20 protein-coding genes are annotated in these 21,264 nt (G+C 36.6%); 2 read left to right on the plus strand and 18 right to left on the minus strand.

Features of this window, described 5'->3' with window-relative positions; translation table 11 throughout:
• From IGJ04_RS03395 to IGJ04_RS03415, 5 genes are read right to left on the minus strand one after another with little or no spacing between them, the layout of a single operon-like run.
• Entirely contained in the window at positions 1-2,004 is a 2,004-nt protein-coding gene (locus IGJ04_RS03395) for a DUF7657 domain-containing protein (RefSeq protein ID WP_438839902.1), read from the minus strand.
• Complete coding sequence (locus tag IGJ04_RS03400) at positions 2,005-4,146, minus strand: glycosyltransferase family 2 protein (RefSeq protein WP_438839903.1); 2,142 nt, start codon at positions 4,144-4,146, stop codon at positions 2,005-2,007.
• Between the two features lie 11 nt (positions 4,147-4,157).
• Positions 4,158-7,301 carry a glycosyltransferase gene (locus tag IGJ04_RS03405; RefSeq protein WP_010709670.1) on the minus strand — a complete coding sequence of 1,048 codons (3,144 nt, stop codon included), beginning with the start codon at positions 7,299-7,301 and terminating at the stop codon, positions 4,158-4,160.
• Positions 7,291-8,508: an ABC transporter ATP-binding protein gene (locus IGJ04_RS03410; RefSeq protein ID WP_438839904.1), complete on the minus strand. Its 1,218-nt coding sequence runs from the start codon at positions 8,506-8,508 to the stop codon at positions 7,291-7,293. Before IGJ04_RS03410 ends, IGJ04_RS03405 begins: the two co-directional genes overlap by 11 nt.
• Positions 8,509-8,520: 12 nt before the next feature.
• Entirely contained in the window at positions 8,521-9,315 is a 795-nt protein-coding gene (locus tag IGJ04_RS03415; RefSeq protein WP_002356900.1) for an ABC transporter permease, read from the minus strand.
• A gap of 247 nt (positions 9,316-9,562) precedes the next feature.
• Here IGJ04_RS03415 and IGJ04_RS03420 point away from each other — a divergent pair, with 247 nt between their 5' ends.
• Positions 9,563-9,904: an EamA family transporter gene (locus IGJ04_RS03420; protein WP_002356899.1), complete on the plus strand. Its 342-nt coding sequence runs from the start codon at positions 9,563-9,565 to the stop codon at positions 9,902-9,904.
• Positions 9,905-9,977: 73 nt separating this feature from the next.
• Here IGJ04_RS03420 and IGJ04_RS03425 read toward each other — a convergent pair whose 3' ends face one another.
• The 12 genes from IGJ04_RS03425 to map all read right to left on the minus strand — a co-directional run bounded on the left by IGJ04_RS03425 (position 9,978) and on the right by map (position 20,062).
• Positions 9,978-10,328: a DUF2304 domain-containing protein gene (locus IGJ04_RS03425; RefSeq protein ID WP_002356898.1), complete on the minus strand. Its 351-nt coding sequence runs from the start codon at positions 10,326-10,328 to the stop codon at positions 9,978-9,980.
• The gene (locus tag IGJ04_RS03430) at positions 10,328-11,053 is read right to left on the minus strand and encodes a glycosyltransferase family 2 protein (protein ID WP_002369094.1); all 726 of its coding nucleotides are present in this window, start codon (positions 11,051-11,053) and stop codon (positions 10,328-10,330) included. The genes IGJ04_RS03425 and IGJ04_RS03430 overlap by 1 nt, the downstream gene beginning before the upstream one ends.
• Positions 11,054-11,111: 58 nt before the next feature.
• Positions 11,112-11,954 (minus strand): dTDP-4-dehydrorhamnose reductase, encoded by an 843-nt coding sequence (gene rfbD / locus IGJ04_RS03435; protein ID WP_010715344.1) that lies wholly within the window; start codon positions 11,952-11,954, stop codon positions 11,112-11,114.
• Positions 11,955-12,046: 92 nt separating this feature from the next.
• Positions 12,047-13,075 (minus strand): dTDP-glucose 4,6-dehydratase, encoded by a 1,029-nt coding sequence (gene rfbB / locus IGJ04_RS03440; RefSeq protein WP_002359895.1) that lies wholly within the window; start codon positions 13,073-13,075, stop codon positions 12,047-12,049.
• 24 nt (positions 13,076-13,099) lie between these two features.
• Entirely contained in the window at positions 13,100-13,672 is a 573-nt protein-coding gene (rfbC, locus tag IGJ04_RS03445; RefSeq protein ID WP_002356893.1) for a dTDP-4-dehydrorhamnose 3,5-epimerase, read from the minus strand.
• Between the two features lie 12 nt (positions 13,673-13,684).
• Positions 13,685-14,551 carry a glucose-1-phosphate thymidylyltransferase RfbA gene (rfbA, locus tag IGJ04_RS03450; protein WP_002364387.1) on the minus strand — a complete coding sequence of 289 codons (867 nt, stop codon included), beginning with the start codon at positions 14,549-14,551 and terminating at the stop codon, positions 13,685-13,687.
• A 121-nt stretch (positions 14,552-14,672) separates the two neighbouring features.
• A complete protein-coding gene (locus IGJ04_RS03455) occupies positions 14,673-15,386 on the minus strand; it encodes a glycosyltransferase family 2 protein (protein ID WP_002362119.1) in 714 nt (237 codons plus the stop codon).
• 3 nt (positions 15,387-15,389) lie between these two features.
• Positions 15,390-16,217, minus strand: coding sequence for a glycosyltransferase (locus tag IGJ04_RS03460; protein WP_010713251.1), 828 nt, complete (start codon positions 16,215-16,217; stop codon positions 15,390-15,392).
• Positions 16,217-17,005, minus strand: a complete 789-nt coding sequence (locus IGJ04_RS03465; RefSeq protein ID WP_002359892.1) for a glycosyltransferase family 2 protein — start codon at positions 17,003-17,005, stop codon at positions 16,217-16,219. Before IGJ04_RS03465 ends, IGJ04_RS03460 begins: the two co-directional genes overlap by 1 nt.
• 121 nt (positions 17,006-17,126) lie before the next feature.
• On the minus strand, positions 17,127-18,263 hold the full coding sequence (locus IGJ04_RS03470; protein ID WP_033600749.1) for an MraY family glycosyltransferase: 1,137 nt from the start codon (positions 18,261-18,263) through the stop codon (positions 17,127-17,129).
• A gap of 110 nt (positions 18,264-18,373) precedes the next feature.
• On the minus strand, positions 18,374-19,282 hold the full coding sequence (locus IGJ04_RS03475) for a YihY/virulence factor BrkB family protein (protein WP_002383768.1): 909 nt from the start codon (positions 19,280-19,282) through the stop codon (positions 18,374-18,376).
• 15 nt (positions 19,283-19,297) lie between these two features.
• Positions 19,298-20,062: a type I methionyl aminopeptidase gene (gene map / locus IGJ04_RS03480; RefSeq protein ID WP_438839905.1), complete on the minus strand. Its 765-nt coding sequence runs from the start codon at positions 20,060-20,062 to the stop codon at positions 19,298-19,300.
• 174 nt (positions 20,063-20,236) lie between these two features.
• On the opposite strand from map, the gene IGJ04_RS03485 reads away from it, so the two are divergent.
• On the plus strand, positions 20,237-20,680 hold the full coding sequence (locus tag IGJ04_RS03485; RefSeq protein ID WP_002356885.1) for a flavodoxin: 444 nt from the start codon (positions 20,237-20,239) through the stop codon (positions 20,678-20,680).
• A gap of 73 nt (positions 20,681-20,753) precedes the next feature.
• Here the strand turns inward: IGJ04_RS03485 and IGJ04_RS03490 are convergent, their stop codons facing one another.
• On the minus strand, positions 20,754-21,227 hold the full coding sequence (locus IGJ04_RS03490) for a TspO/MBR family protein (protein WP_002419752.1): 474 nt from the start codon (positions 21,225-21,227) through the stop codon (positions 20,754-20,756).
• Between the last annotated feature and the right edge of the window lie 37 nt (positions 21,228-21,264).

Below are 21,264 nucleotides of genomic sequence, written 5' to 3' on the forward strand. Positions count from 1 at the left end.
CTAGTCGTTTATTCGATAAATATATGCCCCGTTCTGATCAGGTCCATATAATTTTTCAAAATGAATCGTTGGTGTGTCTAACGGTTCTAATGGTTTATAAACGACCGCATATTTAATCCCATATTCTTTTAATTTTTCTGGAGATAAACGAGCAATAATCGCATCTTTTTGCATCAACTCTAAAACAGGGGTCTGATTTCCTACTTCAACATTGATGTGCGCATAGCGATTATAAATAAATGTGTCTTTTCCTTTTGGATCTAATGGTTTCCAAGCCTCTAAGTCAGGTGTAAAAGCAACACCGTTAAATGTATGCACACCTAACATTGGCAAATAGCCATACATCAAGCGTTCGCCCACCCACAATTGGTTGGGGTCTTTTTTGTTAATTTCTTCCACTTCTACCGCTAATTTTTTACCATAGACAGCAGAAACGCCTCGAGAAATTGGATTAACAAAGGCACCAGAAACCATAATGATTCCTAATAAGACAAGGACAAATAACGTGCGCCAACGTTTAAATAAAGCAACAATTAAAACGGTAGCGACAACTAAGACACCAATGATGTCCATTCGTGTAACGTATAACCGTAAATTGCCCGTATATAAAACAAAGAAATACAGAACAACATTTAATCCTAGCGCCCCTAACCAGGCCATCATTGGAATTTTTGCTTGGCGATTCCATAAATAATCGATGAACCATAAACTCAATAACACAGCGGCAAACCCAAAGGATAACATCGCCCGTTGTTCTGGCACATAAGACCACAATGTCAACTTAGCAAAAATTGTTGGAAATTGAACGCTCATCCAAACTAAGTTAAATAAACAATACACGAATAAGACAAAACCGTAAATGTTTTCTTTGATTTTTTTATAAAAAATAAATGGTGAGAGCGGCAAAATAACAAAAAATAATTGATAAAAACTACTGATTTCCGAATTATTTGAATATGGAACATCTTGAAACGGCATTTTCCAATTTGTTAAAAATAACAAAATGTCGCGTTTAGGCATATCGCTACCTAAACTTACCCGTTTTCCTGGATAAGCGGTATCCATTACTGCTTTTAAGGAATCCAATGAGCCATATAGCGAGCCGCCAACAATAATCGCCGTCATCAAGAGTGCCCCACCTATCAGGACCCCATCCCACTTATCCAACTTAATTTTTTTACGAAATTCTAAAAAAAATAAAATTAAAAATAATAAAATCAAATAACCAAGTGGTACTTGTAACGCAGGATAAATAACTAAAACAAATCCTGAGGCCATAATAACAGCCGTTATCGCACATATGACACGACGTCGAACACTACTATGATAATAGAAATAATTATAAATTCCCACTAAAAAACCTAAGCCAAAAAATACTAAATCTCCAACTGGCGAGACAAACCACCATTGAAGGGCCGAAGAAAACGGAATCCAAACACTTGCTAACAAAGCTAAATATTTATTCCGCCGTGTGACGATCAAACCAATTTCAAAAGAAAATAAAATTAAGCCAATTAATTTAAGATTCCAATACCATGATAAGCCATATTCTTTGCCTAATAGTACATAGCCCCACGTAAAAGGTTTCGCTAACGTGGCCAGATTCCACGCTGGTGAATTATAGCCTACCACCATGTCTTGCCCATTTAACGTAATCACATCATTATGTGTTTTCAAACCTGTTTGTGTTTGTGAGAGGCTAAATGGGGTTTGAACGAGCCATTCATCCGAGCGAACACCTCTTGGTTCACCAGCAATTAATGAACTTTTTTGACCATCCGCATATTCAGAAACATACGCATCCCACATGTTTAATGAACTACCATGGACTTTAAAGGCGACCAGTAAAATAAAAATGACTGCCGCTAGCAGATAGCGCCAGCGTAACAAATGATCAACCAAGCGAGCGCTCTGCTCAGCTTGGTTGCGTAATGGTTGTTTTTCTTTTCTTGTAGTTAGTTGTTGTTCCATCTTTTCGCTCCATTTCGTCATCCGCAATTGCATCTAGTCAATTCGTAATGAAAAGTTGGGAATATCCCTTGTCAGATTAGGATTATAAAATGGATCATTTTCAATTGAAGGTCCCCATTTTTCTTCCATCATCACTTTTTCTTGTTCAAAACGTTTTTTCTTTTTGCCTTTATCATCATATCCACGAGTTTGAGATTCAAAATGATAAAGCTCTGCTTCATGAAGCCAGACGTTGTCACGTCCTAAAGCTTGGACTTTCAGGCATAAATCAACATCATTGAAAGCTACGGTAAACGCTTCTTCAAAACCACCAACTGCATCAAAATCTGCTTTTTTCATAAGTAAGCATGCGGCAGTTACTGCTGAATAATTAACATTAATAGCTAACCGACCAAAATAGCCTAAGTCACCATGGGGATAACCATAATGACCATGTCCAGCGACACCACCTAATCCTAAAATAACGCCTGCGTGTTGGACCGTATTATTTGGATACAATAATTTCGCACCTACACAGCCAATCCGTTCTTGCTGAGCAAATGAAACCATCAAGGTTAACCAATTCTCTGTAATCACTTCGGTATCATTATTTAAAAATAATAAATACTCTCCGTGCGCTTTTTTCGCTGCACAATTGTTAATAGTTGAGAAATTGAATGGAATATCGATTGATTCAACGAAAAAGCGACCAGGTAATTGTTGTTCAAATTCTGCATATAATTCGTGCATTTTTGGATCTGTACTTCCATTGTCAGCCATAATAATCTCGTAATTTTGGTAGGTTGTTTTTTCAATAATCGATGAAACACAACGTTGTACGTCTTTATAGCCATTTTTAGTTGGAATAATAATTGAGACTAACTTTTCAGATTCAATGTCATAATAAACATCGTATAAGCCATTCGCCGCCCCATGCGTTGCATGACCATTAATACCTCGACGAACGAGCGCATCTTGCACGGCTCTTAGCCCCGCTTCAAAAGCATAACCTTTTGAGCCCTGATCCACTGCTGTTGAGGTTGGCAGCATCCGCCAATAGTAAAGAACTTTTGGAATATGTGTGATGCGTTCTTTTGTCGTTTTTTCAGTAAATCTTAAAACTAAATCGTAGTCTTGAGAACCTTCGTAACCTTTTCGAAAGCCGCCAATTTCTTCTAGAATACTCCGACGATACACACCTAAATGCGAAATGTAATTGGTTCCTAAAAGTAAATCAGGTGACCAATCTGGTTTAAAGGCTGGATCAGAACGATTTCCATCCATGTCAATCTTATCTTCATCACTATAAATTAAGTCTAGTTCTGGGTTTTCATTAAGCACTTTAACCACTTCATAAAAAGCATTGATTGCTAATTCATCATCGTTGTCTAGTAAGGCGACAAATTCTCCGGTAGCAATCGCTAAAGCAGAGTTGGTTGCTTCTGAAATATGACCATTTTGTTTACGAAAGACGACCCGAATTCGCTCATCCAATTGTTGGTACTCTGTTAAAATCTTTTTGACATTAGGATCTGTTGAGGCGTCATCGGCCATACATAATTCCCAGTTAGTATAGACTTGATTCAAAATAGAATCAATGCACAACCGAAGCCATTTTTCTTCAACATTATACACTGGCATCGCAATGGAAATTTTAGGTTGGTAATGAAATGTTGCGATTTCTTGTGTCATCGCTTCTATGTCAAGTACTTCATTTCTAGCTAACCAGTTAGGATACGAAGCTTGATTTCTCAGTTTCTCAATTTTCGCTCGTTGAATGGTATGAGAAATACCATTTTTAGCCATATACTTAAATCCTTTTTTGGCTTTTATCCAAAGACGAGTCACTTTATCTTCTGTCCCTGGAATCACTGGATATTTTTTATTCAAGGGGAAATCCACCGTTACAACATGTGCTGATGATTGAAAATGAAAAGGGAGTACTTTTTTTTGTTTAATTCCTTCAAGTGTAACAACAAAGCCAGCTTCAATCGCAGGCTCTGTTTGATAAATTTGATTAACATCTTCACGTAAAACGCGCTGAATGTTATAAGCGGACACTTGGTTTTCATTATTAATTGTGAAAGTTGGGCTTTCTTTAGTGATTGTATCCAACGCCCAACCTGTAATGGTTAAATTATTTGTTATTTTGTCGCGATAGATACTATCAAAGATCACCTTAATGTCTTCATTCATGTGCATTCTCCTTATAGATGTTTCGGATTTCGGTAGGGATCAACTAAAGCTTCCGCGGTCCATTTTTCCGCAAGTTCTTTATAAGATCCTTTTTTATCATGGTTTTGCATTTTTTCGTCTGCTTTCAAAATTGCATAGGACACATATACATTTCGTTTACCAGCGCTAGCAAATTGTAACGATAAATCGACACCCATCCATTCTTTTCCTAAGCTTTCGTTAATTCCTTCTAAATTTAGGTAAAGTTGTTTGTTGAATAGTAAGCAGTCTTCAGTTGCTGCTTGAATATTTCTTGGTAAAGCAATTCTGTAATAGTAACCTAAGCTTTTACCAGGGGTGCCTTTTTCAGGATAAAGTAATCGACCTTTGTCTGTATCAACTGATACTCCCACCGTTTCCACGCGATAGCGTGCGTCAACTACGCGGCCAGTCACTAAACCAGAGGTCTCTTGTTGACCAATGTTCATTAACTCTTTTAACCAATCATTTTTCGTTGGTACCAATCCAGCATTTAATAAAGCCACATATTCTCCCTTAGCAGCTTGAATCATGCCATGACGAGTTTCTGTTGAAACATAACGAAGACGGTCATTTTGGATATTTATTTGATTCTCGAAGCGTGCAGGCAATAGAATTTCATAATTTGTATAGGCAGTTTTTTCTAATAATTGACGTAAGTAACTACTCATATTCTCTGTATCATTCGTAATAATCAATGATACCATCGGCACATGATCATAAAGATAGTTAATTTTATAGGAACCATAAAATTCGGCAATCTCTACTTGTGCTTTTAAGCCACGGCGTTCCGTTGCCGCTTGGACCGCTTTTTGACCAGCTACATAGGCGTAACCTTTGCTTTCAGGGTTTAGAGCAGTCGATGATTCAATGGCACGCCAATGATACATCATACCAGGAATGTGCTTGATTTTCGTTGCTTGTTCCGTTGCTCGTAATACGAAATCATAGTCTTGAGCACCGTTATATGCTGAGTTCAATCCGCCTACTTTTTCTAATAAATCACGTTTCACAACAACAAAGTGTGTAATGTAATTATGGTTTAAAATCAGTTCTGGATTCCAGTCCGATTTGTAAAACGCGTTGAAGCGACGACCATTTTCTGTAATTTTATCTTCATCAGTATAAAGAAAATCAATCGTTGGGTCTGTATTTAAAGCTTTGACCACTTCATATAATGCTTGTGGCGCTAATTCATCATCGTTATCCATGAAACCAACAAAATCGCCAGTAGCAATCGACAAAGCTGAGTTAGTTGCTTCTGAAATATGTCCGTTTTCTTCGCGATAAATAACTTTGATTCGTTGATCTAGTTCTTTATATTTTTCTAGCATGGGCTTAATATGTTCGCTTGGCGATGCATCATCTGCTAAACATAACTCCCAATTTTCATAGTACTGATTTTGTAAAGAAGAGACACATGCTGCAAGCCATTTTTCTTCGACATTATAAACAGGCACAGCGACAGAAATTTTAGGCTGAAATTGGAACGTTTTAATTTCCGCTAAAACTGCCTCCACGTCAACAGGGGCTTCTGCTTTTTCTTGTCGTTTAAAGTACCACTTCACTGAGCCCATCAAACCACGTGTTTGAATCGAACGCCATGCTCGATCAAATTTCGTACCTGGTTGAACCATGTTTGGACGCTCCACCACGTATTGAACCTTCTGACCTGATTTGGTGTCAATGTTTAACGTGTAGGCTGGTAAATCTTCTGGATCTTTAATCGTAATGACAAAACCATAATCTTGATCGCCTTCTAATTCAAACATATCAATAACATCCCGACGATATTCTGTTTCCACCGTATAAGTGACTGATTCACTAGCTTCTGCAATGCTGAATCTTAGCGGATAATTTGTTTGTTTGTCATACGCCCACCCTCTGATAACAGAAACGTTATTTTCTACATCGCGAGCAATATCGTCGATGGTTAAATTAATCATTTTATCAAATTTAGTTAACGTGATTCGTTTATATTTTCCAGTAGGCATAGGGGCAGTCTCCGTCTGTTTATTCATTTCTTCTAAAAATTGATTTCTTTCATCTAACAGTGCATGAATAAAGGTATTTTCACGTTCTGAATAATTGCCTTCAAAGAAATAATCAATGTCTACTGTCAGGTCTTTGCCTGCCATTTGTGCATCGGTTACTTCGATTACAGGTACTTGCGTATCTAAGAAATAATAGATATTCTCTTGTACCAGAAAAGCATTCGTGGCTGCGACTGGGACTGTCTCGCCGTCTATCGTCATGGATAATTTAATAATTGCCCCCGTTAAACTTGGGAATAATTTTATCAGTTGGACGTCTTCTGGTATCTTCAGTTGGAACTGTTTTGTTTCAGGTTTTTGTAAATCAACTGGTTGATCCAACTCAGTCTCTTTTTCTTCGCCGCAATTAATTAAAATATGAACGTTTTTTTCATTGTATGAATTTACTGGTGTCACTCGCTCTGGCTGTTCTACTGGTTCAGCAGTCAAGGCAAAAAAGTACTGATACACTTCGCCAAAGGGACGCGCTTTAAAAGCTGCTTGTACTTCTACAGGTAACGCTTCATACGTCGTAGGAATTTCGTTGTAGCCAACTTGATTAAATGTAAAATCTTCTTTGGCAATGTATAAACCAACTTCTGCAAAAACTTTTTCAAATCCTTCTTGTAAATAGAATGATTTATGCGTAGCATCCAATAGCCCAGTTTCATTCCACGTTAAACGATTATTAAATAAATCAATTAAGACCGAATTATGTGCCAAATTAGGGAACGTGATTAAAATTTGACCACCTGGTTTTAAAAATGGTTTGACTTTTGCTAAGGCGCTTTGAGGATTCATTAAATGTTCCAACACATCTGCAAAAACGATATAATCAAACGTCTTACCAGCAAAGTATTCGACCCAATCATTTTCATCAATATTGCCATAAAAGGCATCTGTTGAAAATTGACTGACATGATCATAAAGTTCTTTGTCTAATTCAACAATTGAGACCTGGCACTTTTTTTCTTCCATCAAATAGCTAGTCATTCGCCCATTACCTGGACCAAATTCCAAGACATCACTATTTTCTTTGATTTGTGCTACGATTTTCCCAACACTGGTACTCTCGTCTGTTTCCATTTCAAAATCATACTTCATCTTTTGTCGTATCCTTCCATTTATGATCTAAGATGACAATTCCTTCTCCGGCATAACGACCGGTAATAAACATCGTCACGTATTTTGTTTTGTAGACTAATGGGACTGTTGCATGTTCCTCAAAGAAAGCAATATCAAAATAATATTCACCTGTTAATAATGACATTTTTTCATATTCTAAATAAAAAACATTCCGTCCTTTTTTCCAAGGAATTTTCACGCCATCTAACAACGTATTTAAGCCACAGACATAATGATTGTCCACTGTTCGAATAGCGACCCCACAAACAGGCTTCTTAATTTGGTCGTTTTTGACAGTATATTCAATTTTTACAATCACTTTTTCATCTTGCGTTACCATTTCTAATGGTTCATAATCCGCGTTTAAAAGTTCCGCATGATCCACTTCAATAATATCTGGCGTTGGGGTTTCATCTTTCATGGTCGCTTCGCGGTCAACTGTTTTAATTGATTTCTTTTTCAAAAAGTTTTCGTAATTGGTAGTCACGTCCATCGTATCTCCATATTCAACGACTTTCCCGTGTTGCAACCAAAAAGTTCTATCACAAAAACGGCGGATGGAGTTTACATCGTGAGAAACAAATAAAATTGTTTTACCAGAATTTTTAATTTCTGTAAATTTTTCCATACATTTTAATTGAAACTCTAAATCCCCGACAGCCAACGCTTCATCGACAATTAAAATATCGGGATCCACGTTAATGGCTACCGCAAAAGCCAAGCGGACAAACATACCACTAGAGTATGTCTTAACTGGTTGATACAAATGATCGCCGATGTCAGCAAAATCAATGACATCTTGGACACGCTCTTCCATCTCTTCTCGGGAAAAACCCAAGACCATTCCATTTAAGAAAATATTTTCATATCCTGAATATTCAGGGTTAAAACCTGAACCTAATTCAAGCAACGCTGAAATTTTCCCATTAATCACCATGGACCCGGAGGTTGGCGTTAATACTCCTGTAATAATTTTTAACATGGTTGATTTTCCAGAACCATTTTCGCCGACAAAGCCAATCATCTCGCCTTTTTTAATTTGCATCGTGACATCGTCTAACGCATAAAACAAATCGTGGTAAGATTTTTTGGTTGGACTAAGCGCTTCTTTAAACCGATCGGACGGCTTTTTATACATGTTGTATGTTTTGGTAATATGTTGGATATCGATTGCATATTCTGACATGTCGTTCTCTCCTTATAGTACATCTGAAAAATGTGGTTTTAAGCGTCTAAACACGGTTGAGCCAATTAATAGTAAAACAATAGTAACTCCCCAGAAATATAAGCTATATTGCCAATGTTCCCAGAACCATGCACCGCCTAAATAAGATTCGCGGTATCCTTGAACAATATAATATAATGGATTGATTTTTAAGATTGTCGCAATCATTCCAGTTGGTTGCCATAAAATTGGTAATGTCCACATAACTGTTTGCATAATGATATTGATAAATTGCATAATATCAGGTAAAAATGGTTGTGTTGAAGCAGTAATCCACGTAATTGCTGTTAAAAAGACTAATAAACAAGCTAAGTAGTAAATTAATTGCAAACTGTACAGACTTGGGTAATAACCGTTAGCTGTAGTAATTACAAAACCAATTAGAATGAAAAACAAGTGGGTGTACAAGTTCGATAAAATTTTAGACGTTGGTAAAATTTGTACATTAAACACGACTTTTTTAACTAAATAACTATATTCACGAAACACATTCGTGGCTGATAATAACGAATCTGAAAAGAAGAACCAAGGTACCATCCCTGTTACTAAATAGACAATGAACGGCATATTGTCGCCAGCTCTAGAACGAAGGCCTACAGAAAAGACAAACCAATACGTCAAAACAGTTACTAATGGCGTTAAAAACGCCCAGACAATTCCTAGTGCTGAACCAGCATACTTGGCCTTAAAATCATTAAATGAAAATTGTAATAACAATTTTTTGTTCTGAAAAATATTCTTGAAAATTGAAAATGTTTCTTTAAACATATACTTATTCCTTCCGTAATAAACTATTTTTATCTAAAATTTTTGGATACAAAAATGCCATTTTAAACAACATTTCTATTTTATCGATAAACGCCTAGCTTTTCAATAGTAGACCCCTTTTTATAAAGAAAAATTTAACTGATTTCGCTATATTAAAAAATCTTGTCCAATTTTTAGGAGATTATGCTACAATAATGGAGGTCTTGCATTTTTTTGCACGGAAACTATTTTTGAGAGAAGGGAAATTATGGTTCTTTTTATTATTTACGTATTTCTGTCTTCTGCTGGTCTGGTCTTATTTAAACTAGGTTCTAGCAGTTTGAACATCCAACTCCAACAAACAATCTTTTCAATGAATATCTCACTTATTTCTTTATTAGGTTTATTTTGTTATTTAATTAGTTTTATTTTATGGATGTTAATTATTAGTCGTTCCGATGTTTCTTACATTGTTCCTTTAGGCGTTGCCTGTACAAACATTGCTATTTTAATCGCTTCAAATCTGATTCTAAAAGAGACGATCACAACGAATGCCCTTATTGGTGCTGTGGTTATTATTGTCGGCATTGTGATTATGAATCTTAAATAAAAAAGATCGCTATTCATTGAGCTGACCCTTAAATATTAGACTTTCAGGTCCAACTTTTAAGGGTCACTACACATTAGCGATCTTTTTTATTTTCTTCAGATTTCATGATAGATAATTCTTGCAATAATGTTTTAATGCGATTTTCGTGTTTTGAAATCAACACAGAATTTTTAATTTCCATGATTAAAAGGACAATCACCGCAGCTGATAATAAGAAGTTTGATGTTGTTTCAAACCCAAAGGCCATTGCTAACCATTCTGCCACATGCGGGAAAATAGCAAAAATAATTAAGACAATTGAGATTAATAACCAAATCAAAGCATTTTTTAGGAGAAAAATATTTTTATTAATTCCTCGAATAATGTATAAGAAAAAGCCAATTGCAAATAAAAATAAAGCTAGCCATAACACGGTTGGTAGCATTAATCTCCCTCCTTCATAAAGGCAGCAATCAGAATTGCTGAGCCGACTTCCAGCATATACTTCACAGAAGCCAAGGCACGAATCGAAGAAACACCACCAAGCCGTTCCATCATATTGACAGGTCTTTCAACAATCACAAAACGTTTTTTAATTAAGTGAACAATCGATTCTGGCTCAGGATAATTTGTCGGATAACGCTTTGCAAAAAAAGCAATCACTTTCCGATTTCCCGCTCGATAACCAGAAGTCACATCATAAATTGTTTTACCAGAAGCCATTCGAATGCAAAAAGATAACAAACGAATACCAAAACGGCGCATTTTCGTACTTTGAAAAGCCGCTTCGTTTCCAGGAATGAAACGAGAGCCAATCGAAAAATCACACTTATCCTCTGCTAATGGTTCCAGTAAAACAGGTAAACTATTGATATCATGTTGACCATCACCATCAAACTGAACCGCCACATCATACTCATTTTCTAACGCATATTTATAGCCGGTCTGTACCGCCCCGCCAATACCTAAATTCAACACTAAATGAATGGCATTAATTTGGTTGGCTTCTAAAATTTGTTTGGTTCCATCTGTCGAGCCATCATTAATTACCACATAATCCAATTCATGTTGAAAATGCGTAACTTCCTGTTTAAATGTTTCAATGGAAGCAATCGTCCGCAAAATGTTTTCTTCCTCATTGTAAGCAGGAATGATTAAAAGTACCTTCATAAAGAGAAACACCTTTCCACTTTTTCTCTAACAAAACCCCTCACTTACACAAAACAATTTATTGTTGAACATTTTCTAACATTTGTGCTAAGGCTTCTTGCCAAGTAGGAATTTTAAAGCCTAACGCTTCTGTTTTACTTAAATCCATGACAGAATATTGTGGTCTTTGCGCCTTTTGTGGAAATTGAGTTGAATCCACTGGCAGTACTTCCACTTCAGTATCTTTTAAAATTTCTTTAGCAAACTGATACCAGCTACAGCTGTTTTCATTAGACAAATGATAAACACCAAATGGCGCTTTTTCTGCAATAACAAATGCCATAAATTCCGCTAACGTTCTTGTCCAAGTTGGGCGGCCAAATTGATCGTCCACTACCGTTAGTTGGTCTCTTGTTTCCGCTAATTTTTGCATGGTAAAGACAAAGTTATGACCGTATTGACCAAATACCCATGATGTTCGAATAATATAATAGTCGTCCAGGATTTCTTGTACCGCTTGTTCACCTAATAACTTCGTCCGACCATACTCATTTAAAGGATTCGGTTGATCATCAATTGCATAGACACCTTCTTTTTTAGTTCCATCAAAAATATAATCTGTACTTACGTAAACAAGTGTCGCCCCCACTGCTTTAGCAGCTTCTGCAATATGACGTGTGCCATCTACATTCACTTTTTCATCTAATTCCTTGCCTTCGTCTTCTGCTTTATCAACAGCTGTATAAGCAGCACAATGATAAATGACGCTTGGTTGAATTTCTTTCACTTTTGCCAACGTACTATCCGCATCAGTAATATCTAATTCTGTTGAATCCGTTGAAACATACTCAATTCCTTGTTCATCTAATAGGTGACGTAATTCTGTGCCCAATTGGCCATTTCCACCAGTAATTAAAATCATTTTTTTCACTCCTTCTTGAAAAAAAGGCAGGGCAAAGTAGCTTTTGTACTTTGCCATCGCCTTTCGACTGTTATCTCACATGTCAGAAAAAATTACTGACCATTTTGTGCATATTTTGCTTCAACAGCTTCTTTATCTGCACGCCACCAGTCTTCATTTTCTGTATACCACTTGATTGTTTCTGCCAAGCCTTCACGGAAATTCGTGAATTCTGGTTCCCAACCTAGTTCTTCGCGTAATCTGGTTGAGTCAATCGCATAACGTAAGTCATGTCCTGCACGATCGTTGACATGCTCATAGGCATCAACAGGTTGTCCCATTAATTCTAAAATTAATTCCATTACTGTTTTATTGTCTTCTTCACCATCGGCTCCGATTAAATATGTTTCGCCAATTTGCCCTTTTGTTAAAATTGCCCAAACAGCCGAAGAATGGTCGTTTGTATGAATCCAGTCACGAACATTTTTACCAGCACCATAAAGTTTTGGTGTAATGCCACTTAAGACATTGGTAATTTGACGGGGAATAAATTTTTCAATATGTTGATATGGACCATAGTTATTTGAACAATTTGAAATTGTTGCTTGTAAGTTGAAAGAACGAACCCACGCTTTGACTAACAAGTCAGATCCTGCTTTTGTTGAAGAATAAGGACTTGAAGGATTGTAAGGCGTTTCGGCAGTGAATTTTTCCCCTTCGCCTTCTCCATGTCCTGGTAAATCTTCTCTTAAAGGTAAATCGCCATAAACTTCATCAGTCGATACATGGTGGTAACGAACATTATTTTTACGGCAAGCTTCGATCAATGTGTACGTCCCAATCAGATTGGTTTGTACAAATGGGAATGGGTCGTTTAATGAGTTGTCGTTATGCGATTCAGCAGCATAGTGAACGACCGCATCTGTTTCAGCGACTAAACGATTAACTAATTCAGCATCAGCGATATCTCCTACGACTAATTCCACGCGATCACTTGGTAGACCTTCAAGATTTTTTTCATTTCCTGCATACGTTAATTTATCTAATACAGTTACATGAACTTCTGGATGATTCTTTACAACATAATGAACAAAATTTGAGCCGATAAAACCAGCTCCACCTGTTACGATGATTTTTTTCATAATTGAAACTCTCCTACTTTTTTCTTAAATTTCGCCATAGATAAACGGATTTTCCGCTTCAAATTCTTTTAAGGTTGGATGTTTTTGATCCTTTTCTGACGTAATCGCTTTTTCTGGCGCAATTGGCCAATCAATAGCTAACGCTGGATCGTTAAAAGCAATACCGCCGTCTGCTGCCGCATTGTAGTAATTGTCACACTTGTACATAAAGTTCACGTTCGGTGTCAAAGTGACAAAACCATGGGCAAAACCTTTTGGTACTAAAAGCTGACGGTGATTATGTTCTGATAAAATGTAGCCTTCCCATTGACCATAGGTTGGACTCCCTTTACGAATATCAACAATCACATCTAATACCGCACCTGTTACAACACGAATTAGTTTTGTTTGCGCAGCTTCGCCTTTTTGAAAATGCAATCCACGCAAGACACCTGCTTCTGTTGATAATGAATGATTATCTTGGACAAAATCAAAGTCTAATCCATGTTCTGCAAATTTAGCTTTGGAATAACTTTCTGTAAAAAAGCCACGATGATCACCGAAAACATCCATTTCGATAATTTTGACATCTTGTAATTTTGTATCAATAACTTTCACGTTTCTTCGCTCCTATTCTGCTGCTAAACGTAGCAAGTATTGGCCGTAGCCATTTTTCTTCAATGGTTGTGCCAATTCTACCAATTGTTCTTTTGTAATATAGCCCATTCGATAAGCAATTTCTTCCAAACAAGCGACTTTTAAATTTTGACGTTTTTCAATTGTTTCAATAAATGTTGACGCTTCTAATAAGGATTCGTGTGTGCCTGTATCTAACCAAGCAAAGCCACGGCCCATTACCTCAACAGAAAGTTTATTTTTTTCAAGGTAGACTTTATTAACGTCTGTTATTTCTAATTCCCCACGTTCTGAAGGTTTGATCCCTTTCGCAATTTCAACCACTTCATTGTCGTAAAAATACAAACCTGTCACTGCATAATTTGACTTTGGTTGTGCTGGTTTTTCTTCAATAGAAAGCGCCCGCATCTCTTCATCAAATTCTACCACGCCGAAACGCTCTGGATCATTTACATGGTAACCAAAGACTGTTGCCCCTGATTCTTTAGAAGCCGCTCGTTGCAACATTTTTGATAAGCCGCCACCATAATAAATATTGTCCCCTAAAACTAAGCAGACACTATCATCACCAATAAATTCTTCACCAATAATAAATGCTTGCGCCAAACCATCTGGGCTTTCTTGTACCGCGTATTCGATATGAATGCCTAAATCATGGCCATCGCCGAATAAGCTTTCAAAACGTGGTGTATCTTCTGGTGTAGAGATAATCAAAATTTCATTAATTCCCGCCAACATTAACGTTGACATTGGGTAATAAATCATTGGTTTGTCGTAAATTGGCATTAATTGTTTTGATGTTGCTTTTGTTAGCGGATATAAGCGTGTCCCGCTTCCGCCTGCTAAAATAATTCCTTTCATGAACAATCTCCTTAAATACTTCTATTTTTAGTTTCTATAAAACCAAATATCCTTCCCTATTATCGCATTAAGCATAGGGTTTGTCATGTTTTTTACGTAAATTTTACAAATCTGTAAAAGTTTAGCGTTGTTCCTTTAAACGCTGATGTAAAGCTTTTAATAAATTCACACGCCAATTTAATTTTTGTTGGAAACTTGTTTTGGTAATAATAGGGCTGACATTCGCTCCATGTCTTCGGTAAAGCACTAATGGTTCTTTAATGAGACCCGTTTGCTTTTTCCGTGCAGCTAATAAGCCAATCCACATATCATGCATAGGAACTTCTGGCGGAATGGGTAAAATGACGTTTTTCATCTCTTGACGAAAGGCCATACCTGCCCCAATATAGCCACTTTTTATCGCATTTCGCCAAAACCCTGGTTTGACTTTTCGAAACTTAAAATAAGAGGGATTGGTAACTTGTAAATCCGCATCAACAATTTTCAAGTCACTAATAACCACTTGGATGTCAGGGTGCGTTTCAAAATATTCTGTCACCGTCGTTACTTTATTTGGCAACCAAACGTCATCTTGATCTGCTAAAAATATTACTTCGCCTTTCGTATGCGTAAGCGCAAATGCAAAATTAGCAATCACTCCTTGCCCTGGACCTTGTAACAATTGAATTTGGGGATAATTCGCTGCATACGTCCTCAAAATTTCCAACGTATGATCAGTAGAACCATCATCTGAAATAATTAGTTCATCTTCTTCACTGACTTGTAAAAGAATACTATCTAATTGTTCCGCGAGATATTTTTCTCCATTATATGTCGCAATACAAACTGAGATCATAGATTATCCTTTCATTAACTTGAGAAATTCTGCCAATGTTTGCCGCCAAATTTGGCGATTTTTGACAGTTAAAAATTGCTTACTACTGCGTAAAAATAAATGGCGTCGATGATGGGAAAACTTTTCTTGATCATATCGACGATAAAATAACGTTTCTGCTTCAATAATAGAGCGATAACGTTGAGGACTCATTGTACGATAATCTAAAACAGACAATTCTTGTTTTAGGTGGATTGGTAAGACTTCAATCTTTTTATTGGCTTGATTTAATTGATAAAAGAACCAATGGTCTAAATAGTCCAAAGGAAATTCTTCCGAAAATCCTTCCAACCAGCGTAGCGTTTCTGCCGTAATAACTGTACCAGAATTGATAGCCATCAACGGTTGGTTGGCTATCCCTGCTGCTGGCTTTGCTCCTTTAAGCCCAACGTATTGATCACTATATACTGGCGAAATTTGTTGTCCATTTGCTTCTACAATTGGAACATAGACTGCCACAGTCGGATCTAATGGCATGATGATCAACGTATCAAAATAAGAGGCTGGCACTTCTGTGTCTTGGTCAAGGAGCAACAATAATTCACATTGATTCGCTTGACTAAAAGCAATCGCTTCATTATAAGCGGTCGCTAGGCCTGGATTATCAGGATTATGTCGATAAGTAACATTTTGTTGTAAAAATAATGCATCTTCTTGAGGAAGTGGGCTGTTGTCATAAATAAATAAGTGCAATTCGGGATGATTTACCACTTCTTTTAATAACAAATAATTCGGCGTATCAGCCATTTTCATTTGATATAAGACGATGACTACCGCTAATCTTTGACTCATTAAAAGAACCTCCAGCCCCATTTGTTAAAAAATTTTCCCATTGATTGCATAAAGATTTTAAACAATTTTCGACTTTTATGGGCGCCCTTTTCATACATGTGAACAACCGTTTCAAAAGGCGTATAGAGAATCCGATAGCCTGCTTTGCCAAAACGTAAACATAAATCGTTGTCTTCAAAGTACATGAAGAAACGTTCATCGAACCCACCAATTTCAACGAATTTTTCACGATCAATCAACATAAAACAGCCTGAGCCCATTTTAATATCCGTTGTTTCTGTATCCGACAAATCGCGACATTCATAAATACTCAAACGTTTATCAAAAATTTTCTTTACAAATTGAAAGGGAATAAAACGTAACATATAATCGAAGACATCTAATTTTTGACGAACTAAATATTGCGTCGTGCCATCTTCATTTAACACTTTAGGGCTAACGACTGCAATGTTCTTATCTATTTTGATACGGTCTAATAGACGATCAAGCACGTCTTTAGTAACCAAAACATCGGGATTAAAAATAATTGCATATTTTGTCGAAGCATTGAATAACACTTGATTATGACCATGACCAAACCCTTGATTTTCTTCAGCGCGATGGATAGTAATAAATGGTTCATATGTTGTTAATTTTTCAAGATACGCTGTTTCAGAATGATTGTCATAGATATGAATATCATAAATACTATCAGTACCTAGTTCAGCTTTTAATTGGTCTAGTACATTAAAAATGTAACGACTATTATAAGTGACAATCGAGATTGTTACCATTTCTTGCATGCTCATTTCTCCTTACTACTGAAACATCGTCTTAAAAAAAAAGCATATGTTTCACACATATACTTTTTTAAGTTTAATGGAATTATATCATAGGTTTACGCTCTCGCAAAGCAACCTAAAGATTTCTTTACTTTCTCTTAGAATGCTTGCCAAGTCGCTTTTTCATTTGCTCCTGACGATATTCACGATTCCCTAAAATCCGTAACAAATACATCAACGGTTGATGCCCTTCGCCAACTAGACCGATTAATTCAATAAATAATTCTAAGCCAATTAAACAAAAGACAATTAATAAAATTGATGCTACTGTACTTGAATAGCTGAACAATAAAGAAACAAAGGAAAAAACTAACGCTAACGCATAAATAGTCATGACCGCCCCTTTATGGGTAAAACCTAAAGATAACAAGCGGTGATGCAAATGCATTTTATCTGCTGAGGAAATGGGCTTCTTGTTCAATAGCCGTCGAATAATTGCATAAACCGTATCCGTAATTGGCACACCTAAAATCACCATTGGCGTAATTACCGTAATAAACGTGGCATTTTTTAAGCCCTGTAACGACATTACCGCAATCATAAACCCGAGGAATAACGCCCCAGTATCTCCTAGAAATATTTTAGCTGGATAAAAATTGTATGGGAAAAATCCCGCAATGCTCGCAACTAAAATAAAAATAACAATTGGAATATAGACCGTTTTAGCATGTAGGAAAAAATACCCTGTAATACCAATCGTGGTTAATCCAATAATGGATACGCCTGATGCTAAACCATCCAAACCATCAATTAAATTTACTGCATTTGTAATCGCTAAAATCCACAATAAAGTTAGTGGTAAACTAAACCAGCGCAAATCAATCATTCCAACGACTGGCAACGTCACAAAATCTATCCGAATTCCAGCAACAAAATAAATAACTAATGCTGCTAACAAAATACCGATTGTTTTTTTCATTGGAGTAATCTCTTTAATATCATCAATGAGGCCTGTCAAAACAACCATTCCACCAGCCAAAATAATCGGCCAAATATAATCTTGTGGGATAATCGAACGAAAAATCAATAAACATGAACCAGCAAAAGCAATATAGATTGCAAGTCCTCCTGCTGTAGGCATATTTTTGGTATTGATTCGTCGCTCTCCTGGTGCATCATAGGCGCCAATCCGAAACGCTAGAAGCTTAACAAGTGGTGTTAATAGCAAAGATAAGATAAATGTCATGAATAAACGTATCAAAACTTCATAAATAAATAGTGACATAGTCGAACCCACTTTCTTCTCGTTCAGGGTATATTATACCGTAAACTGAAGCATTTACAAGCTGAAACATGTGTTCTGGCAACGGTTTAGACTTTTTTAAAGAAATCCATTTATTTTTTCTTTTTAAACCATCTAAACAAGCGTTGTTCAAAACTTGGTTGTTTTTTTTCTTTATCTCCAGATAAGTATTCATCGACAACAGCGTTGACAATTGCTCCTAAAATAATAATCGTGGCAGCAAAATTCAGCCATAACATCAAGATGATAAAACTCCCGATGATTTGATAACTTGCGATTCTAGAACTAAAATATTTTACGTACAAACCAAAAATTTGTGATAATAGCATCCAACCGACTGTCGAAAAAATAGCCCCTGGCAAAATAGAACGTAACGATAATTTCCGATTAGGAACGACCGCATAAATCAAACACATAATCACTAATAAAACAACGGTCGTTAACGGCCATTTTAACGCTTGGAAAGTATCGATCACAGATGTTGAGTAATGGAAAATTGGTTGCAGTAATTCAATAATGTACTGACCCAGACCTAAAATTACTACTACACCAACAATCGCTACCATAAATAACAAAATAACTAAAAATGAGACCACTCTTACGAGAATAAAATTTTTCCTTTGTTCGACACCAAAAGCTTTATTCATCGCATTTTGTAGTGCATTAATGCTTTGACTGGCACTCCAAAATGCTGCTAAAGCGGAAACAGAAAGCAACCCCCCTGAACGTTGAGTCAATAGTGAACGAATCGCTGGTTCTAAGTTCTTATAAACATCTTTCGGAATGGCCTCTGCAATATAAGGCAACACAGAATTAGGGTCGATTCTTAAATAAGGTAAGACATTGCCCACCGCAATCAGTAATGGAAACAGCGAGAGTAATAAATAATAGGCAACAACCACTGAGCTGTTGCCTATTTCGGCTGTGACCATGTGACTTTGCGTTGTCTCAATAAAACGCATCAAAGATTGATTCTTTTTGATGTTGTCGAGAAACTTCATCACACACTCTCCTTATTAATAAGTCAATTCTTCGCCTTGTGACGTTAAGATTCTTGGACCTTCTTTCGTAATCGCTAATGAATGTTCATATTGACAGCTTAGACCGCCATCTTCAGTATAAGCAGTCCAACCATTTGGGTCCATTTTCATGCGCCAAGTCCCTGTGTTAACCATTGGCTCAATGGTAATAACCATTCCTTCTTTTAAACGTAGTCCTTTACCTGCTTCACCATAGTGAGGAATCATTGGACTTTCATGAATAGTTGGGCCAATGCCATGACCTACAAAGTCGCGAACTACGCCATAGCCTTCCACTTCTACATACGTTTGAATTGCATGACCAATGTCGCCAATTCTATTTCCTACTTGTGCTTGGTCAATCCCAAGATATAGCGCTTTTTTGGTTACTTCCATCAAGCGATCAATTTCAGGTGTTGATTCACCCACGACATAAGACCAGCATGAATCAGAGATTGCGCCCTTTAAGTCGACACACATATCTACTTTGATTAGGTCGCCATCTTTTAATACTTTTTTACGAGGAAATCCGTGGCAGATTTCGTCGTTGATACTACAACAGGTAGCATATTTGTAGCCTTCATAGCCAATTTGAGCCGCCACGCCACCATGACTTTCAATAAAGTCTCTCACAAATACTTCAATATCCCAGCTTGTAATGCCAGGTTTAATAAACGTCCGTAAATGACGGTGAACATCCGCTAATAATTCCCCTGATTCATCCATCATTTCAATTTCTCGTGGTGATTTTAATGTAATCATACTATCTCTCCTAAACTTGTTTCATTCAAATTATTTTATCACATTTTTTGCAAAAAAGATTGTTCAAACACCAATTTTCAAAAAGTCCCTTAATAAAAGCACTCGCTAGTCTTTTATAAGAAATGCGCATCTGCTATAATAAGTGACAGAATTGTATGAGGGGGAAGAAAGTTTATGACGTTAGCTAAAATTGTGTATGCAAGCATGACTGGGAATACAGAAGAAATTGCCGACATTGTTGCAGAAGCATTTGAAGATTTAGAATTAGAGGTCGAAATTGATGAGTGTACGCAAGTCGATGCCGCTGATTTTGAAGAGGCCGATATCTGTGTAGTAGCTACATATACGTATGGCGATGGCGATTTACCTGATGAAATTGTCGACTTTTATGAAGACTTACAAGAGATTGATTTATCAGGAAAAATCTTCGGCGTTTGTGGTTCAGGAGACACGTTTTATGATGATTTTTGTAAATCGGTGGACGACTTCGAAGCAGTCTTTACTCAAATTGGGGCAAAAAAAGGCGCCGACAGTGTTAAAGTTGATCTAGCCGCTGAAGAAGACGACATCCAACGTTTAGAAGAATTTGCGAAAAAATTAGCAACTGCCGCAGAATAACTACGTTAAAATAAACAAAAAAAACACCAGAGAAAATGGCGATTTTCCATTTTTCTCTGGTGTTTTGATATTCCTAATTTAAAAATAAAATACTGTAATTTAAAGCTGCCGCAAAAGTAACCCAAAGAATATAAGGAATCATCAACCAGCCACGCGTTATTAATTTATAACGCAAGTAGTCCCACTGTTGAACTATTAATAATAGCCATAACAAAGAGATATCAATCACAGATACTAAATTATTTTGTAAAGAAAAAAAGAAAAATGTCCAGAAAAAGTTCGCAATAAATTGTAAAATAAATAGCGTAATCATCCGTTTTTTCTGTTGTTTATTTGGATGAACTAAGATGAAATAAAAAGTAATGCCCATAAAAATATACAACACCAACCATACCGGTCCAAATAACCAGCCTGGCGGAGCAAAACTTGGTAATCTCAACGCTTGATAATATTCTCTCGCATTTACTGAAAATAAGCCCGACAAGAGCCCTAGTCCGGTAATTCCTACAATACTTAGCCATAAACGCTTATCTTTCACTCGGTTCATGTTTTTTGCCCCTTTCTATTTCTCTTCTTTACTGTAG

The organism is Enterococcus sp. AZ050, assembly GCF_051715085.1.
Taxonomy (GTDB): Bacteria; Bacillota; Bacilli; order Lactobacillales; family Enterococcaceae; genus Enterococcus; species Enterococcus faecalis.

Bases quoted from the DNA above. Each gene is read 5' to 3' on its own strand.
- IGJ04_RS03395 (WP_438839902.1), bottom strand. From the start codon at position 2,004: ATGCAATTGCGGATGACGAAATGGAGCGAAAAGATGGAACAACAACTA.
- IGJ04_RS03400 (WP_438839903.1), bottom strand. From the start codon at position 4,146: ATGAATGAAGACATTAAGGTGATCTTTGATAGTATCTATCGCGACAAA.
- IGJ04_RS03405 (WP_010709670.1), bottom strand. From the start codon at position 7,301: ATGAAGTATGATTTTGAAATGGAAACAGACGAGAGTACCAGTGTTGGG.
- IGJ04_RS03410 (WP_438839904.1), bottom strand. From the start codon at position 8,508: ATGTCAGAATATGCAATCGATATCCAACATATTACCAAAACATACAAC.
- IGJ04_RS03415 (WP_002356900.1), bottom strand. From the start codon at position 9,315: ATGTTTAAAGAAACATTTTCAATTTTCAAGAATATTTTTCAGAACAAA.
- IGJ04_RS03420 (WP_002356899.1), top strand. From the start codon at position 9,563: ATGGTTCTTTTTATTATTTACGTATTTCTGTCTTCTGCTGGTCTGGTC.
- IGJ04_RS03425 (WP_002356898.1), bottom strand. From the start codon at position 10,328: ATGCTACCAACCGTGTTATGGCTAGCTTTATTTTTATTTGCAATTGGC.
- IGJ04_RS03430 (WP_002369094.1), bottom strand. From the start codon at position 11,053: ATGAAGGTACTTTTAATCATTCCTGCTTACAATGAGGAAGAAAACATT.
- rfbD (WP_010715344.1), bottom strand. From the start codon at position 11,954: ATGATTTTAATTACTGGTGGAAATGGCCAATTGGGCACAGAATTACGT.
- rfbB (WP_002359895.1), bottom strand. From the start codon at position 13,075: ATGAAAAAAATCATCGTAACAGGTGGAGCTGGTTTTATCGGCTCAAAT.
- rfbA (WP_002364387.1), bottom strand. From the start codon at position 14,551: ATGAAAGGAATTATTTTAGCAGGCGGAAGCGGGACACGCTTATATCCG.
- IGJ04_RS03455 (WP_002362119.1), bottom strand. From the start codon at position 15,386: ATGATCTCAGTTTGTATTGCGACATATAATGGAGAAAAATATCTCGCG.
- IGJ04_RS03460 (WP_010713251.1), bottom strand. From the start codon at position 16,217: ATGAGTCAAAGATTAGCGGTAGTCATCGTCTTATATCAAATGAAAATG.
- IGJ04_RS03465 (WP_002359892.1), bottom strand. From the start codon at position 17,005: ATGAGCATGCAAGAAATGGTAACAATCTCGATTGTCACTTATAATAGT.
- IGJ04_RS03470 (WP_033600749.1), bottom strand. From the start codon at position 18,263: ATGTCACTATTTATTTATGAAGTTTTGATACGTTTATTCATGACATTT.
- IGJ04_RS03475 (WP_002383768.1), bottom strand. From the start codon at position 19,282: ATGAAGTTTCTCGACAACATCAAAAAGAATCAATCTTTGATGCGTTTT.
- map (WP_438839905.1), bottom strand. From the start codon at position 20,062: ATGATTACATTAAAATCACCACGAGAAATTGAAATGATGGATGAATCA.
- IGJ04_RS03485 (WP_002356885.1), top strand. From the start codon at position 20,237: ATGACGTTAGCTAAAATTGTGTATGCAAGCATGACTGGGAATACAGAA.
- IGJ04_RS03490 (WP_002419752.1), bottom strand. From the start codon at position 21,227: ATGAACCGAGTGAAAGATAAGCGTTTATGGCTAAGTATTGTAGGAATT.